The sequence below is a fragment of the Nocardia sp. NPDC004718 genome, assembly GCF_053601535.1.
Window position 1 is genome coordinate 75,167 of the sequence record NZ_JBSGCA010000024.1, and the last position, 15,332, is coordinate 90,498.

Annotated in this window: 14 protein-coding genes; 6 read left to right on the forward strand and 8 right to left on the reverse strand. The window is 69.1% G+C overall.

Translation table 11 applies throughout. From position 1 onward, the window contains the following. Together ACWEH3_RS19720 and ACWEH3_RS19725 are read right to left on the reverse strand one after the other, a co-directional pair. Positions 1 to 903, reverse strand: a complete 903-nt coding sequence (locus tag ACWEH3_RS19720; protein ID WP_450020024.1) for a cutinase family protein — start codon at positions 901 to 903, stop codon at positions 1 to 3. A 220-nt stretch (positions 904 to 1,123) separates the two neighbouring features. Further along, entirely contained in the window at positions 1,124 to 1,723 is a 600-nt protein-coding gene (locus ACWEH3_RS19725; protein ID WP_450020026.1) for a TetR/AcrR family transcriptional regulator, read from the reverse strand. 108 nt (positions 1,724 to 1,831) lie between these two features. On the opposite strand from ACWEH3_RS19725, the gene ACWEH3_RS19730 reads away from it, so the two are divergent. Next, complete coding sequence (locus tag ACWEH3_RS19730) at positions 1,832 to 2,851, forward strand: crotonase/enoyl-CoA hydratase family protein (RefSeq protein WP_450020028.1); 1,020 nt, start codon at positions 1,832 to 1,834, stop codon at positions 2,849 to 2,851. 103 nt (positions 2,852 to 2,954) lie between these two features. Here ACWEH3_RS19730 and ACWEH3_RS19735 read toward each other — a convergent pair whose 3' ends face one another. Then, positions 2,955 to 5,522 (reverse strand): MFS transporter, encoded by a 2,568-nt coding sequence (locus ACWEH3_RS19735; protein WP_450020030.1) that lies wholly within the window; start codon positions 5,520 to 5,522, stop codon positions 2,955 to 2,957. A gap of 9 nt (positions 5,523 to 5,531) precedes the next feature. Further along, positions 5,532 to 6,029, reverse strand: coding sequence for a MarR family winged helix-turn-helix transcriptional regulator (locus ACWEH3_RS19740; RefSeq protein ID WP_450020032.1), 498 nt, complete (start codon positions 6,027 to 6,029; stop codon positions 5,532 to 5,534). A 134-nt stretch (positions 6,030 to 6,163) separates the two neighbouring features. Here ACWEH3_RS19740 and ACWEH3_RS19745 point away from each other — a divergent pair, with 134 nt between their 5' ends. Beyond that, positions 6,164 to 6,973 (forward strand): APH(3'') family aminoglycoside O-phosphotransferase, encoded by an 810-nt coding sequence (locus ACWEH3_RS19745; RefSeq protein ID WP_450020034.1) that lies wholly within the window; start codon positions 6,164 to 6,166, stop codon positions 6,971 to 6,973. A 5-nt stretch (positions 6,974 to 6,978) separates the two neighbouring features. Here ACWEH3_RS19745 and ACWEH3_RS19750 read toward each other — a convergent pair whose 3' ends face one another. Beyond that, positions 6,979 to 7,302, reverse strand: a complete 324-nt coding sequence (locus tag ACWEH3_RS19750; RefSeq protein WP_450020042.1) for a YbjQ family protein — start codon at positions 7,300 to 7,302, stop codon at positions 6,979 to 6,981. A 362-nt stretch (positions 7,303 to 7,664) separates the two neighbouring features. On the opposite strand from ACWEH3_RS19750, the gene ACWEH3_RS19755 reads away from it, so the two are divergent. Both ACWEH3_RS19755 and ACWEH3_RS19760 read left to right on the forward strand, forming a co-directional pair. After that, positions 7,665 to 8,339 (forward strand): hypothetical protein, encoded by a 675-nt coding sequence (locus tag ACWEH3_RS19755; RefSeq protein ID WP_452358365.1) that lies wholly within the window; start codon positions 7,665 to 7,667, stop codon positions 8,337 to 8,339. A 110-nt stretch (positions 8,340 to 8,449) separates the two neighbouring features. Further along, positions 8,450 to 9,724, forward strand: a complete 1,275-nt coding sequence (locus tag ACWEH3_RS19760; protein WP_450023991.1) for a lipase family protein — start codon at positions 8,450 to 8,452, stop codon at positions 9,722 to 9,724. A gap of 18 nt (positions 9,725 to 9,742) precedes the next feature. Here the strand turns inward: ACWEH3_RS19760 and ACWEH3_RS19765 are convergent, their stop codons facing one another. Together ACWEH3_RS19765 and ACWEH3_RS19770 are read right to left on the reverse strand one after the other, a co-directional pair. Beyond that, positions 9,743 to 10,798, reverse strand: a complete 1,056-nt coding sequence (locus tag ACWEH3_RS19765) for a phosphotransferase family protein (RefSeq protein ID WP_450023989.1) — start codon at positions 10,796 to 10,798, stop codon at positions 9,743 to 9,745. Next, positions 10,795 to 12,003 carry an acyl-CoA dehydrogenase family protein gene (locus ACWEH3_RS19770; protein ID WP_450023987.1) on the reverse strand — a complete coding sequence of 403 codons (1,209 nt, stop codon included), beginning with the start codon at positions 12,001 to 12,003 and terminating at the stop codon, positions 10,795 to 10,797. Before ACWEH3_RS19770 ends, ACWEH3_RS19765 begins: the two co-directional genes overlap by 4 nt. A 90-nt stretch (positions 12,004 to 12,093) precedes the next feature. Here ACWEH3_RS19770 and ACWEH3_RS19775 point away from each other — a divergent pair, with 90 nt between their 5' ends. After that, entirely contained in the window at positions 12,094 to 12,705 is a 612-nt protein-coding gene (locus tag ACWEH3_RS19775) for a TetR/AcrR family transcriptional regulator (RefSeq protein ID WP_356967033.1), read from the forward strand. A 405-nt stretch (positions 12,706 to 13,110) separates the two neighbouring features. After that, positions 13,111 to 14,682 (forward strand): hypothetical protein, encoded by a 1,572-nt coding sequence (locus tag ACWEH3_RS19780; RefSeq protein WP_450023985.1) that lies wholly within the window; start codon positions 13,111 to 13,113, stop codon positions 14,680 to 14,682. Positions 14,683 to 14,768: 86 nt separating this feature from the next. Here the strand turns inward: ACWEH3_RS19780 and ACWEH3_RS19785 are convergent, their stop codons facing one another. Then, positions 14,769 to 15,305 (reverse strand): helix-turn-helix transcriptional regulator, encoded by a 537-nt coding sequence (locus ACWEH3_RS19785; RefSeq protein WP_450023983.1) that lies wholly within the window; start codon positions 15,303 to 15,305, stop codon positions 14,769 to 14,771. Between the last annotated feature and the right edge of the window lie 27 nt (positions 15,306 to 15,332).

The following is a 15,332-nucleotide window of genomic DNA, read 5'->3' on the forward strand; positions in this document are numbered from 1 at the left end:
TCAGGCCAGCGACGCCAGCCAGTCGTGCATCCACGACAGCGCGGTCGCGCCACCGCCGACGCGGTAGCTGCCGTAGGCGGTGTGCGCCTCGGAGCGGTAGAACTGGTCCAGCAACCGGGCCCGTTCCTGGTTCGCCGACTCCGACAACTGGCTCTGCAACAACGGGATCCCGCCGTTGGACATCAGATCGCCGACGATGGCGCCCATTTCCATCTGGTAGCGCCAGAGATTGGCCGGGTCGGGATGGGAGGTCTGGGCCAGGAAGCCCGCGAACCGGGTCACGAAATCGTCCGACGCCGTGGTGCAGTACAGATCGCCGACCGCGCAGATGGTGCGGGTCTGCGGGCTGACGAAGCCGAAGCCGCCGATGCGGGGACCGCCCGCGCCCGCGCCACCCACCGGCGGACCGACCAGCGCGTCGGTGGGGGAGCGGCGCGGATCGGAGATGAGTCCGACCGCCGCGATCCGGTACGGCGGCACGACGCCGATCCCGGTGCCGATCTCGGCGGCCAGATCGCCCGCGGCGTCCGCGCCCTGGCTGTAGCCGAGCAATGCGATCTTGGTCGCGCCGCACGCCCTGGCCATCGCTCCGATCATGCCGCGCGCGTTGTCGACGGCCTCGCGTTTGGACGCGCCGTAAACCTCGCTCTCCCAGGGGAAGGCGGTCGCTGCGTAACTGACGTAGTCGACCCGTACCGAGGACGGCAGGCCGTTGGTGACTCCGGCCAGCATCCCGGGGCCGGGAGGCTCGCCGTCGGTCCGGGTCTCCCAGGTGCCCGGGATCGCCACCACGTACATGCTCGGGCACTCCGGCTCGGCGACGGCGGGCCCGCTGCCCGGTCCTACGCACGACAGCGCCATCGCCGTGAAACCGATGGCCGCCGAGATCCGCTTCGATCGCATGGCGTTTGCTCCTGGTAGTACAGGCGCCGCAGGCGCTCCCCGGCAGGAAAGGCCTTCGCCGGGCGCCGCGCGGTGGTCGAACCCGGCCCCGTCGAAGGCTGCATTGAGACTCGGTGGTCTCAAAGTGCAGCCAGGATAGCGAGAGTGTGTGAGACAGCACAATCCGGAGCATAAGTGACGCGTATCACAGCTAGTCGGTCGCCTCGACGCTCCCTGATTGCTAAATGCCCGGTGCGAGCAGAACTGCGATGGCCTGCGCCCATCGGTTGATGGTTGCCGTGGCGGCGCGCTCCGAAGTGCGCAGCGGACGGGACATCGCGGTGCCGCGCAGGATCGCGATGGTGAGATCGCGGACGGCCGGATAACCGGGGTGGGCGACGAGGCTCGGGCCGAACAGTGCGTCCACCACGCGCCGCAAGTCGCGCCCGGCTTCTCGTTCGGCCACGCGCAACGCCTCGGTAAGCGCCGGATCGGTCCGCGCGGCCGTCCACAGTTCGAACTCGGCTTGCGCCGCCGGTCGCGCCATCGATTCGTAGAGGGCGGTCAAGGCGCGCAGCACGGGATCGGCTCCGTCGCCGAGTCCGGCCGCGATCTCTCGTGCCGCCGCTTCGTTGCGGGCGACCAGATGGCCGACCAGGTCGGTGATCAACGCGCCGAGGGTCGGGAAGTGATGCAGCAGCGCTCCGCGGCTGACCTGCGCGGCACGCTGGACGGAGAGGGTGGACAGCGCCCGGTAGCCCTGTTCGGCCAGCAGGTCGGCGGCGGCGTCGAGGATGCGGGCGCGGGTCGCCCGTTTCTGTTCCTCGCGTAGTCCGGCCATTCCGGCTCCCTCCGTCGACGCGACATTTTCACAGTCAATATTGACTGTCAATCGGCGTTTGCGCCAGACTGCGGAGACGGGTTCGGGACCAGCGTCGAAGGGAAAGCGATGACCGACAGTGACATCAGGGCCGATGGCGACTCGGGCGCGTGGTATCGCGGGTGGACCGAGCAGCCGGACTCACCGTGGGCCGGACGCCCGGACCCGGACGACGCACGCGAGTACCGGACGCTGACTTACGAGCGGGACGGCCGCATCGCGCGCATCACCTTCAACCGGCCGGAGAAGGGCAACGCGATCACGCCCGACACACCGAACGACCTGGCGCACGCGGTGGAACGCGCGGATCTGGACCCGCGGGTGCACGTGATCCTGTCGTCCGGGCGCGGCAAGGGATTCTGCGGCGGATACGACCTGAACATGTTCGCCGAGCAGAGTTTCGCGGTGGCAGGCGGTCCCGGCGACGCGGCGGGGACGGTCGTCGACCCGGTGGTGCAGGGCCGCAATCACGATCCGGCGCGGACCTGGGACCCGATGATCGACTACGCGATGATGAGCCGGTTCAACCGCGGTTTCGCCAGCCTGATGCAGGCGAACAAGCCGACCGTGGCCAAACTGCACGGCTTCGCCGTGGCGGGCGGCAGCGACATCGCCCTGTTCGCCGATCAGATCATCTGCGCCGACGACACCAAGATCGGCTACCCGCCCACCCGGGTCTGGGGTGTCCCGGCGGCGGGCATGTGGGCGCATCGCCTCGGCGACCAGCGCGCCAAGCGTCTGCTGTTCACCGGCGACTGCCTCACGGGCAGGCAAGCGGTGGAATGGGGCCTGGCGATCGAATCCTGGCCGGCCGGCGAACTCGACGCGCGCACCGAGGAATTCGTCGCGCGGATCGCGCGCATGCCGATCAACCAGCTGATGATGGCCAAACTGGCGCTGAACTCGGCGCTGTACGCCCAGGGTGTGGCGAACTCCGGCATGATCAGCACCGTCTTCGACGGGATCTCCCGGCACACCACGGAGGGTTACGCCTTCCAAACCCGCGCTGCCACCGCCGGTTTCCGCACAGCGGTCCGGGAACGCGACGAACCATTCGGCGACCACAAACGCGACCGGCCGGAGGGATGATTCGCTTCTGAGCCGAGTGAGAATCGGCCGAATCCGACGGCGCGAACGGCGAGGGGCGGTGGTCCGGTGACCACCGCCCCTCATCCGTACGCCGGAAAATCCGTCAGCGGACGGGCGGGACCTTCCCGGTCGCCTCGTCCTCGAGGTCGTAGCCCAGCCGCACGTCGTGGGCCACCTCGCCGCCGCTCACCGTGATCCGGCTGGTCACCGCGGGATAGCCCCGGGCGACGACCGTGTAGTCGCCTTCGGCGAGATCCGCGACGACATAGCGGCCGTTCTCGTCGGTGCGCGTCGTCGCGGTCAGCACGCCCGCCGCATCGAGCACGCTGATCTGCACGTCCGCGACCGCCCGGCCGCCGTCCGCCCACGCCGACCCGGCCAGCACCGCCATCGGCGTGAGAACGATGTCGTGGTGCAGCAATCCGCTGTCCGGCACGGTCAGCGCGGTCGCGCTGGGACGCATGTGCTCGGCGACCGCCACGAGGGTGTATGTGCCGGGCACCACGCCGTGGCAAACGTAGCCGCCGTCGCCCTCGGCGGTCGCGGATCCGACGACCTCGCCGTCCGGATCGGTCAGCGTGATGGTCGCGCCCGGCAGCGGCTCGCCCAGGGTGCTGGACCGGACCACGCCGGACACCTCGCCGGAGCCGAGCAAGGTGATGTCGAATTGCTGCGGCCGGTCTGCGACGGTCACGTTGACCGCGGCGGGCTGATGTCCCGCGGCCGACACGATCAGCACGTAGTTGCCCGCGTCGGGCGCGCCGACGAGGTAACGGCCGTCCGCGCCGCCGTTCGTCCGCGCGGCCTGCCGCCCCTGATGGTCGATCAGCGTGAGTGCGGCGGCGGGCACCGGCCTGCCGTCTTCGCGATGGACGTAGCCGTTGAGCGAACGGCCTTCGTACTCGGCGCCATCGAAACTCGCCCGCGGCTCGCGCAGGTACGCGCCGTTGGCCGCCGGTTCGCCCGAGGCGTAGCCGCCCGCGGCCGCGGCGAGCACCGGTTCCGGCTCCGACAGCGCCTGCGCGGCGCCCTCCCACACCTGATCCGCGTCCCAGTGCGATTCGGCGGCCTCGGTCTGCTCGGCCGGAGTCTGCGCGGCGGGCGCCGGAGTGTCCTGGAGCGGGATCTCTTTCATGAACATCAGCACTACGCAGGCCAGCAGCGCGACCGCGCCCGCGGCGTAGAACACCCCGTGCATGGAGTTGGTGAAGCCGGTGAGGATCGGCACCTTCAGCGCGTCGGGCAGCGCCGCGATGCCGCTGGTATTGGACTGCATGCCGCTGAGCTGCTCGGCCCCGAACCCGGGTGGCAGCGCGCCGCCGAACGCATCGGTGATCCGGTGCGGCAGCAGATTGAACAGAATGGTCAGGAACACCGCGACGCCGAGCGTGCCGCCCATCTGCCGAAAGAAGGTGGCCGACGCGGTGGAAACACCCATGTCGGAGCGCGGACCGGCGTTCTGCGCGGCGATGATCAGCGTCTGCATACAACAGCCGAGCCCGAGCCCGATCAGTCCGCCGATGGCCAGCGGCTGCCACAGCGGGCTGTCGTAGTGCACCTGCGCGTACAGGACCGCGCCGACCGCGACGATGAACGTGCCCGTCACCGGCAGGATCTTGTAGCGGCCCGTGCTCTTGGTGATCCGCCCCGCGGTCTGCGAGCCGATCATGATGCCGAGCACCAAGGGCAGCATCAGCAGACCGGCCTTGGTCGGCGAGTAGCCGCGCACGACCTGGAAGTACTGCGGAACCATGGTGATCGCGCCGAACATCGCGACGCCGACGATGAATCCGCCCGCGATGGTGACGCTGAAGGTCGAATTCTTGAACAGCCGCAACGGGATCAGCGCGGAGTCCTTCATGAAGAACTCGACCAGGAGGAACAGCACCAGACCCGCCGCGCCGATGCCGTAGCAGAGCAGCGAGCGGTGCGATGACCATCCCCAGTGCCTGCCTTGTTCGGCGACGATCAGCAGCGGCACCACGCAGATGGTCAGCGTCAGCGCGCCGAACCAGTCGATCCGGTGATGCTGGCGCTGGTGCGGCACGTTGAGCACCTTGGCGACCACGAGCAGCGCGAGCACGCCGACCGGGACGTTCACCAGGAACACCCACCGCCAGCCCTCGATGCCGCCGAGCTGTTCGTAGTCGGAGAAGAAGCCGCCGAGCACCGGGCCCAGCACCGTGGCCGTGCCGAAGACCATCATGAAATAGCCCTGGTAGCGCACTCGTTCGCGCGCCGGGACGATGTCGCCGATGATGGTGAACGCCAGCGACATCAGACCGCCCGCGCCCAGGCCCTGGAACGCGCGGAACGCGGCGAGCTGGTACATCGAGGTGGCGAAGGTGCACGCCACCGAACCGATGACGAACAGGCTGATCGCCGTGAGGTAGAACGGCTTACGGCCGTAGATGTCGGCCAATTTGCCGTACAGCGGCGTAGTGATCGTGGCGGTGATCAGGTAAGCGGTGGTCGCCCAGGCCTGTTCGTCGAAACCGTGCAGGCTGTTGGCGATCTTGACGATCGCGACGCTGACGATGTTCTGGTCGAGCGCGGCCAGGAACATGCCGAGCAGCAGCCCGGACAGGATGGTCAGGATCTGCCGGTGCGACAGTGACGTGTCCGCAACTGCGGCCGGGTTCCGCGGAGCCCGGGTGGTGGAAGTCGTCATGAATGAGCCCTATTTCGGATCGGCTGGGTGTCGGGTGGTGGTCTCTATTCCTGCGGTGAGCCGGTCGAGCAGCGCGGTCAAGGTGTCGCGGTCCGGTGCGGGCCAGTCGGCCAGGATGTCGGCCAGCCACCGGTTGCGCTGGGCGCGATTCTCCTCGAAGACGCGAACGCCTTCCGCGGTGGCCGCCAGCACGCACGCCCGGCCGTCGACCGGGTCGGCCCGGCGCTCGACCAGGCCGTGTGCCACGAGTTGTCTGCTCTGTCTGCTGATGGTGGATGCCTCGGCGTGCAGCACTTCGGCGAGCCTGCCCGCGCGCTGCGGTCCCTCGTGCACGAGGGAGAACAGCACGGCGTAGGCGAGTCGCTCCAGTCCGTCCGGACCGGGCCGGACGGGCTGCCATTTCGCCCGGTTGACCGCGCGCATGAACCGGACCAGCCGCTGACCGAGTTCGTCGGCGGCCGCGAGTTCGGCCGCCGTGATCCGGCGCTCGCGAGCGGTTGCGGACATGACACTCACCTCGATGTTCCCCACCAGCACATTGATTGGCAACCACAACTAGTTGCTTTAAGCAACTATACATCCGGGTTGCGGGAGGTCTGCGAGGTGGGTCACGCGCTGGTTCCGTTGCTACCGTCGATGGCGTGTCCGAGTCGCTTGTCCGCTTCCGCGCCGCCTTGCCGTCCGATTGCCGATGGGCGCCGGTCGGCAGCGGGGAGTCCGGCGCCGAGGTGTTCCGGTCCGCCGACGGCTCCCGCTACGCCAAGTGCGTCGACCCCGGCGGGGTCGCGGACCTCGCGCTGGAGCGGGACAAGATCGTCTGGCTCGACGGCCACGGTATCCCCGGCCCCCTGGCGCTGGACTGGCGGGCCTGCGACGATGGCGCCTGCCTGGTGACCAGCGCGGTCCCTGGCGTGCCCGCGGACGCGGTGTCCGGCGAGATGCTCGGCCGCGCGTGGGAATCCATCGCGGACACCGTGCGGCGCCTGCACGAGGTGCCCACCGAGCAGTGCCCGTTCGATCGTGGCCTGGCGCGGATGTTCGCTATGGCCCAGGACGTGGTGGTCCGGGGTGCGGTGCACGCCGAGTTCCTCCCGGAGGAACAGCAGGGCACTCCGCCCACCGTCCTGCTCACCAGGCTGGCCGGTGAGCTGGAGCCGAGGATGACCCAGGAGTTCGCCGAAGCCGTGGTGTGCCACGGCGACCTGTGCCTGCCCAACATCATTCTCGATCCGGAGACGCACACGGTGGCCGGTTTCGTCGACCTCGGGCGTCTCGGCATCGCCGACCCCTACGCCGATATCGCCCTGCTGCTCGCCAATTCCCGGGAGTCATGGCAAGACGAGCGGCGCGCCGAACAGGCCGACCGGACATTCGCCGCCCGCTACGGCATCGAACTGGACGCCGATCGTCAGCGCTTCTTCCTCCATCTGGATCCGCTGACCTGGGGTTAGCCCGATCACGCAGGGGGTTTGAGCAGAACGGCGGTGCCGTACGCCGCCACCTCGCTCATCGTCCCGGCGATCTCGTTGCAGTCGAAGCGCATCGCGATGACCGCGTTCGCGCCGAACGACATGGCGTGCTGGCACATCCGCATGATCGCCTCGTGCCGGGACTGGTAGAGCAGTTGGGTGTACTCGGGGATCTCCCCGCCGCCCAGCGAGCGGAAACCGGCGCTGAAGTTCGAACCGAAGCTGCGGCTGCGCACGGTCAGCCCGGCGACCTCGCCGAACACCCGGGCGATCTCCTGTCCTGGAACGTCGTTCATGGTCGAGACCAGGATGGGGAACTGCGGTCCGGGTGGCGGGGGCGGAGGATACGGCTGCGGCGGCTGGTGCGCGGGATGTTGCGGATAGGGCGGCGGCATCGGCTGGCTCATGTGCGGGATGCTACGGCGACAGGGCGGCCGCGTCGCTTCCGTCCGCGGCGAGATCGCCCCGGAGGCCCGGAATCGCACCGACCGCCCGGTCCCGATCGGCCGGTTTCGCGTGTTCCGGGGACTGTCGTGGCGGAGTTCGTCCTTGCCTGTTGAGCATTCGACCGACAGAATCCGAAGAGATATGCAATGTTGTTATTGCGCAACGGCATTGAGAGGGAACCCACGGTGGCCGAATAGGCACCGGTAAAAGGGGGTGCGGCGAGATCATGTCGTCGAACACGTCCGAGCCCGGCGGCCGACGCGCCCGCCCAGGCCGGGCCGGGGCCGAACGCGTGCCCACGTGGCCCGGGATGATCTCCGCCCACGAGCCGCCGCCGCGCCGGGAACGCGACCGGCATCGGACCCACCGCGATCGACGCCGTGCCCGGCGCGGCGCTCGGCGCGCGTGGCTGGTCGGCGGCGCCGGGCTGGCCGCCTCGCTCGCCGCGGCCGCGCTGGTCCTGGTCTACACCGACGCGGCGTCGGCTCCCCGGCAATCGGCCACGGTAGCGGACCCGGTGCTCGGCGGCGGTCCCGGCTGTGAGCCGACCCGAGGCGCACAGTTGGTGCGCGGCAACGGGACCGGCTCCACCGCCTCGGGACCGGACGTGATCCTGGCCTTCCAGCACGCCTACTACGCGACGCGGTCCGGAGCGGTAGCGCGATCGTTGACGGCGCCCGACGCCGTGGTGCCGCCGGTCGCCGTGATCGATGCGGGCATCGCCTCCGTCCCCACCGGAACGCAGCACTGCGTCATGATCACCCCCATGCTCGACGGACGCTACGACGTGGTCATCACCGAGTTGCGCCCCGACGCCACGAGCCGTACCTACCGGCAGTTCGTCACCGTGGTCACCGCCGACGGCGGATCCACCATCGCCAAGATCACCGCACCGAACTGAGTCCGATCTCCCGTTCGACTGCGGGGACTTTCGCTACGATGCCACTGCCGGGGCGGTCGATCGGCGCGAAATGCGGTGCATAAGCGATCGATTCCAAGGGGAGGTCGTCGGTGGTGTTCGCACGGTGCTGCGCGGTTGTCGGAACGGCTCTTTCGGTGCTGCTGGCGATACCGGGCCCGCCGTCGCGGGCGGAGCCGGAACTCCCGGCGGTCGCGGCTCCGGCGCCGCCGGAGCAGGACCCCTTCTATCGGCCGCCCGCCGAGCTGGTCGGCGCGCAGCGGCCCGGCGGGATCCTCGCCGCGCGGCCGGTCACCATCATGAATCAGGTGCCCGGGGCCCTGGATGCCGAGGCATGGCAGATCTCCTACCGGTCGAACAACAGCGCCGACCAGCCCATCGCCGCCGTCGCGACGCTGCTGAAACCGCGTGCGGCGAACGGGAAGCTGGTGTCGCTGCACGCCGCCGAGGACTCCACCGGGTTGTTCTGCGCGCCGTCCTATCAGGTGCGCCGGTCGATGCAGGCCGGTCTGCTGGACGGGCAGCTCGACCCGTTGCGTAGCGCTCCGGCGCTGTTGGCGCAGGGGTGGACGGTCGTGGTGCCGGATCATCAAGGGCCGAACTCGGCGTTCGCCCACGGCCCGCTGGCCGCGCGGATCGCCCTGGACGGCATCCGCGCCGCGGAGCGGTTCGGTCCGCTGGGACTGCCCGGACCGGATACCGAGGTGGCGATGTGGGGCTATTCCGGAGGTTCGGTCCCCACGTTGCACGGCGCCGAGTCGCGCAGCTCCTACGCGCCGGAGGTGAACCTGGTCGGCGTCGTCTCCGGCGGCACCGACGTCGACCTCGAGGCGTTGTCGCTGGCGGCGAACAAGGGCCCGGGCGCGGGCCTGGTCGCGGCCGCCATCATCGGTCTGGCCCGCGAGGAGCCGGAATTGGACGCCTACCTGCGGGCGAACGCGACGCCGCCGGGACGGCGGTTGCTCGACGCGAAGGACAGTGGCTGCGTACTGTATCAGGCCGCGACGGAACCGTTCCTCGACGTCGACAGCCTGGTCCAGGGCGGTCTACTGCACACGCCGGTGCTGCGCGCGGCCTTCGACCGCACCAGAATGGGCAAGTCGGTGCCCGACGCACCGGTCTTCCTCTACCACGCGACCGCGGACTGGCTCGTCCCGATCGGTCCCGCCGACGCACTCGCCGCCGCCTACTGCCGCGACCCCGCCGCTCGCGTCACCTACATCCGTGATCACGCGAGCGAACATCTGACCCTCAACACCCTTGCCGAGCAGAGCGTGGTCGCTTGGCTGCGCGACCGATTCGCCGGGATACCGGTCGCCAACGGCTGCGCCGTCACGGATATGGGGTCCATCGCGCTCGGTCGATGACGGAGTTCGCGTGACGCGTTACTCGAGGCCCGCGACCTTCCGGCAGCGGAAATCCAGGTAGTTGATCATCATCCAGAAATCCTTGAACGCCGGGTTCGTGGTCTGGCCGTGGTGGTAGCGGTAGTAGATCTGCTGGGCGATGACGGCCAGGCGGAACAGCCCGAAGACCTCGTAGAACGGCCAGTTCTCGGCGGAACGGCCGGTGCGCGCGCGATAGTGTTCGACGATCTGCGCGCGGGTCAGCATGCCGGGCAGGTGACTCGGCTGGCGTCGGGAGGCTCGCATGACCTCGTCGTCGTCCGCCTGCACCCAATAGGCCAGCGCGCCACCGAGATCCATCAGCGGGTCGCCCAGCGTCGCCATTTCCCAATCCAGCACACCGACGATCGCGCCGGAGCCCGACGGATCCAGCACCAGATTGTCGAGCCGGAAGTCGTTGTGGATGACGGTGGTGGCGACGTCCGCGGGCTGGTTGGCATCGAGCCAGGCCATCACAGCGGCGAAATCGCTGACATTGTCGGTGCGCGCGTTCACGAAGCGCCGCGACCACCCCGCGACTTGGCGGCCGACATAGCCCGCGCCTTTGCCGATTCCGGTGAGACCGGCCGCCTCGGGGTCGACCTGGTGCAATTCGATCAGGCAGTCGAAAGCCGTGGTGGACAACCGCTTCGCCTGATCAGGGGACAGGCTGGTGCCCTCCGGTAGATCGCCGCGCAGGATCGTCCCCGCGACCCGCTCCATCACGTAGAAATCGCTGCCGATCACGTCCGGATCGGCGCACCGGGCCACCATCCGCGGCACGTAGCGATAGTGCGGACGCAACCGCTCCTGCACCAGGAACTCACGGCCCATGTCGTGCGCGGAAGCCGCCTTCGTTCCGCTCGGCGGACGGCGCAGGATCAGGTCACGATCCGGGTAGCGCAGCAGATACGTCAGATTGGACGCGCCGCCGAAGAATTGGCGCACCTCGGGCGGCTCGCTCAGACCGGAAACCCGCTCGGCGAGCCAGGTGTGCAGGGCGGCGACGTCGAAGGCGTCCTCCGCGCGGACGGCGGTGGCCTCCGGAGCACTCACCGGTCGGTCCCGTATTTACGCAGCTCCTGACGGGCGATCACGCCGAGGTGCACCTCGTCGGGGCCGTCGGCGAAGCGCAGCGAACGAATGCCCGCGAACGCGCGCGCCAGCGGGAAGTCATCGGAAAGCCCCGCCCCGCCGTGCAATTGGATCGCCATGTCCAGCACCTCTTGGGTCATCCTCGGCACGACCGCTTTGATCTGGGAGACCTCGCTGCGCGCGCCGGCCAAGCCCTTGGTGTCCAGCAGCCAGGCGGTGTGCAGGACCAGCAACCGCGCTTGATCGATCGCGACGCGCGCGTTGGCGATGCGCTCGCGGTTCCCGCCGAGGTTGGCCAGCGGCTTGCCGAACGCGGTGCGCGACAGGGCGCGGCGGCAGCCCAGTTCGAGCGCGCGCTCGGCGAGGCCGATGGCGCGCATGCAGTGGTGGATGCGGCCGGGACCGAGACGGCCCTGCGCGATCTCGAAGCCACGTCCCGGCCCGGCGATCACGGCGTCCAGCGGCAGCCGCACGTCGGTGAAGGTGACCTCGCCGTGGCCGAAGGGCTCGTCCAGGTAGCCGAAGGTGGTGAGCATCCGTTCGACCCGCACGCCCGGCGTGTCCAGCGGAACCAGCACCATCGAATGCCGCTGGTAGGGGTGCGCCTCCGGGTCGGTGAGGCCCATGAAGATGACGAACTTGCAGTTCGGATGGCCGATGCCGGTGCTCCACCATTTGCGGCCGTTGAGCACGATCTCCTCACCGTCCACCACGGCGGTCGCGGCCATATTGGTCGCGTCGGAGGAGGCCACCTCGGGTTCGGTCATGCAGAACGCCGAGCGGATCGCGCCGTCCAGCAGCGGTCGCAGCCACTGCTGCCGCTGCTCGACGCTGCCGTAGTGCAGGAGCACCTCGGCGTTGCCGGTGTCGGGCGCGTTGCAGTTGAACACTTCCGGCGCCCACCCGGAACTGCCCATCGCCTCCGCCATCGGGGCGTAGTCGACGTTGCTCAGGCCCGCGCCGAGTTCCGGATCGGGCAGGAAGAGGTTCCACAGACCCGCGTCCCGCGCCTTCTTCTTGAGCTCCTCGACCACCGGCGGAACCGCCCATGGCGATTCCCGCAGGGCGGCGGCGTGCTCCTCGTCGCGCGGCTCGATCTCCTCGCGCACGAACTGCCGCACCTGATCGGTGAGGCGGACGGCTCGATCGGAATGCGTGAAGTCCATACCCATCCTCGAGGTCTGCTGAGCATTGCTCAACTTCCGGTCAGGTCATTGGTAGCATACTGTTGAGCATTGCTCAATAGAGGAGGGTGGATGACCGAGGTCGCCGTGGAGCCGGGTGGCCGCCGCTCGGCGGACGACCGGCGCAGGCAGCTGATCGGAATCGGCCTGGGCATGCTGATCGACCGGCCCTGGCATCGGATCACCGTCGACGCGGTCGCGCAGCAGGCGGGCATCTCGCGCGGGCTGCTGTTCCACTACTTCCCGACCAAGCAGGACTATTACGCGCAACTCGTCCGCGCCGCGTCGCAGCGATTCCTGCGCGCCACCGGCCCGGACCCCGACGCCGCGGACCCGCTCGCGTCGATGATCGCGAACTTCGTGAGCTACATGCGCAAGCGCAGCGGACCGCTGGTGGGGCTGCTGCGCGCCGCCGGGCAGGACCCGGTCCTCGAATCGATCATGGAGCGGATGCACGACGAACTGACCGATCGGGTGTTCGCCGCGCTCGGCAGGCCCGCGCGGTCGACCGCCGAGCGCCTGGTGGTGCGTTCGTGGTGGGCGATGGCCGAGGACCTGACGGTGCAGTGGTTGTCCCGCGACGACGTCGACCAGGACCGGCTGGACTCGTTGCTGTTCGACACGTTGTCGCGGGTGCTCGACTCGGTGGACGCCGAATGCCGGGCGGATCCGCCTGCGGAGTGAGCCGCCCGGCGCGAGAAGGTCTCCGCGATTCGGCGGGCCGGAATGGCCGCGCGAAATACTCGGTGCGCGGAAATGGCGGAACGCGGTCGGCCCGGTGCCGCCGAGGGGCGAATCTCGACGGCACCGGCGTATCCGAACGCGCTGCGGGAGCGCACGCGCCGCCGCGAAGGGAAAGCGCGCCAGTTCAGCATAGAGCGATCAATGGTCTGACGCGCGGGGAAGGAAGCGCTTGCGACCGCCGGGAATCACGCCGCACAGCGTGTGTCGTCCGCGGCACGCCGAATAGTTTTGCGAGATGGCAAATGAACAGTTTCGCCGGTAGCGGTGGATCGACTATGAATAAAACGTGCCGTTGCCATACGTGATCACTTGTCTGCCATCGAGTCTCCCGTGCGGGGAGCGCTGATGGTCATCGAACATCCCATCGAGGACGAGGTTACACAGCTGGCGAGGCGGGTCGAGAAGGCCCGTGGACGGCTCGCCTACCAGTTCGATCCCGCGCTCACCGAGGCGCTGTCGGAGGACGAACTGTATGCCGAACGTGAGCTCGCCGAACGGATTCGCACCCAGGAGCGCGGACAGCGCTGGAAAGAGGCGCAGGCTGCCGCCGCGGCATCCGACCGCGCCAGGCAGACCACAGAAGCGATCGAGAAGGCCGATATGCGAGATCTCCTGCTCGCCCGCAAGGCGATTGCCGCGCAGCGACGCGAATCCAGTCCGCACGCGAAGCTGGCCTCGCTGTATCGGCATCGGTCCTGGTCGCTGCGCGCGCTGGCGGGTGTCGTGGCGGCGGGCATGTTGTGGTCGGCGGTCAACGTCCAGCACAATATCGCTCCCGGCGGCGCGACCGATCCGCTCTACTGGTTCAGCTACCTGCTCGAAGGCATGATCAGCGTCTGCCTGATCATCATCATGATCGGCACGAACAAGGTCGCCGAATGGGGTGTGATCGACAACCGCCGCCAGGTCGCGACCGCCGAAGTCGCTCTGCTGGCGCTGACCGTCAGCCTCAACACCTACCCCTACTTGCGCGCGGGCGCCTGGTACGACGCGGCCGTGCACGCCATCGCGCCGGTGATGATCGGTGTCGCGCTGCTCATCCACGACGCCGCGAGCGCTCGCTACGGCCTCGCCATCGCCAGGGCCACCGAGCAGGTCCGCGACCTGCCCGACCCGGCCGAGCAGATCCGGCTCACGCTGCCCAGATACCGCGCGCCGGTCGCGCCCGAGGCGCCGAGCGCTCCACCCGAACAGGTGCACTACGAACCGCCTCCTGTTGTCGCGGCGCCCCCGGAGGAGGTCGTCGAGCAGGACGTGGTCGAGGTCGCCGAAATCCAGTTCCTGTCGGAGGTCTCCGACGAGCCGCCCGTGGCCACGGTGAAAGCCGAGAAGAAGCGGCCGCCGGTCGAGGCGCCGCGCAAGCCCGTGCTGCCCGAGTCCATCGAAGATCTCGACGCGATGGTGGCTTTCGACGCGCGCCCCGCGTCGCCGGTGCAGGTCAAGGACACCGACGTCATCGTCACCAATGGCGGTGTGCCCGCCGCCAACGGGAAGAAGCTCGCTGCGAGCGAGCCCGCACCGGTATCGGCCGCGAAGGCCGAGTCCCGTCCGGCCGCGCGCGTGCCCGCAGAAGACTCCGCCGCGGCGAAGGTGGTCGTCCGGCAGACGCCGCCGGCCAAGCCGCGTACGCCGGTGGCCGAGACGGAGGTCTCGACGGCCGAGATCCCGGCCGTCACCCGGGAACCGCTGGCGGACAGCAAGAGTGACAGCTCGACGCCGGAGCCGAAGAACGGCAAGGACAGCCCCGCACCCGACGTCGCGCAAGCGCCGACGGCTCGCCCGCCGGACATCTACGACACCGGTTCGTTCCGCGTCGCCGACATCCTCGAGCAGGAACTCGCCGAACTCCAGGCCGAACGCCGCCGCGCCCGCACCAGCAGGCAGCGTTCCGCCTCCACCGCGGGTCGCGAGTCCTAGCGAGCTCGCCCCCGGTAAGGATGCCCGCCGGTGCCCACGCGCCCGGCGGGCATCGGCGTCTTTCCGGCCGGAATGCGCTCGGAGCGTTAGGATTCCGGGTCGGACAAAGGCGCTGTCTTCGCCCACTCCGCCCACTCGGCGAGGGCGTCGTACAGTCGGACCGCGGCTTCGACCGTGACACGCATCGAGCGGGTCTGCGGGGAGTCGCCGAAGTCCCCGCGGTCCTTGGCGTTCGCGTACTCGCGATAGGTTTCCGCCTTCTCCCGATAGAACCGGGCTTCCCTGGTGAGGTGCGCCTCCAGCTCGTCGGAGTTCAACAGCCAGAAGAACAACGAGCGCAGGACCGGTTCCAGACGGATGGTGTGGTCCACATCGACGTGCACCAGCCAGCGGCGCAACTCGGCGACGCCGTCCTCGGTGATGCGGTACTCCTTACGCCGGCGCGGGCCCTCCGCCGCCGCCTCGACCAGTCCTTCTTCCGCGAGCCTGGTCAGCTCCCCGTAGATCTGGGGATGCTTGGCGGGCCAGATCGCGCCGAGCATCTCCTCGAATCGGCGCGTCAGGTCGTAGCCGCTACCGGGCTGGTCGGCGAGAAGTCCGAGTAACCCGTGACGCAGTGACATCGACGCTCCCTATTCCGTGATCGGTGG

Excerpts from the sequence above, each read along its gene's own strand:
- ACWEH3_RS19720 (WP_450020024.1), bottom strand. The coding sequence starts at position 903 with ATGCGATCGAAGCGGATCTCGGCGGCCATCGGTTTCACGGCGATGGCG.
- ACWEH3_RS19725 (WP_450020026.1), bottom strand. The coding sequence starts at position 1,723 with ATGGCCGGACTACGCGAGGAACAGAAACGGGCGACCCGCGCCCGCATC.
- ACWEH3_RS19730 (WP_450020028.1), top strand. The coding sequence starts at position 1,832 with ATGACCGACAGTGACATCAGGGCCGATGGCGACTCGGGCGCGTGGTAT.
- ACWEH3_RS19775 (WP_356967033.1), top strand. The coding sequence starts at position 12,094 with ATGACCGAGGTCGCCGTGGAGCCGGGTGGCCGCCGCTCGGCGGACGAC.
- ACWEH3_RS19740 (WP_450020032.1), bottom strand. The coding sequence starts at position 6,029 with ATGTCCGCAACCGCTCGCGAGCGCCGGATCACGGCGGCCGAACTCGCG.
- ACWEH3_RS19785 (WP_450023983.1), bottom strand. The coding sequence starts at position 15,305 with ATGTCACTGCGTCACGGGTTACTCGGACTTCTCGCCGACCAGCCCGGT.
- ACWEH3_RS19735 (WP_450020030.1), bottom strand. The coding sequence starts at position 5,522 with ATGACGACTTCCACCACCCGGGCTCCGCGGAACCCGGCCGCAGTTGCG.
- ACWEH3_RS19755 (WP_452358365.1), top strand. The coding sequence starts at position 7,665 with ATGTCGTCGAACACGTCCGAGCCCGGCGGCCGACGCGCCCGCCCAGGC.
- ACWEH3_RS19780 (WP_450023985.1), top strand. The coding sequence starts at position 13,111 with ATGGTCATCGAACATCCCATCGAGGACGAGGTTACACAGCTGGCGAGG.
- ACWEH3_RS19770 (WP_450023987.1), bottom strand. The coding sequence starts at position 12,003 with ATGGACTTCACGCATTCCGATCGAGCCGTCCGCCTCACCGATCAGGTG.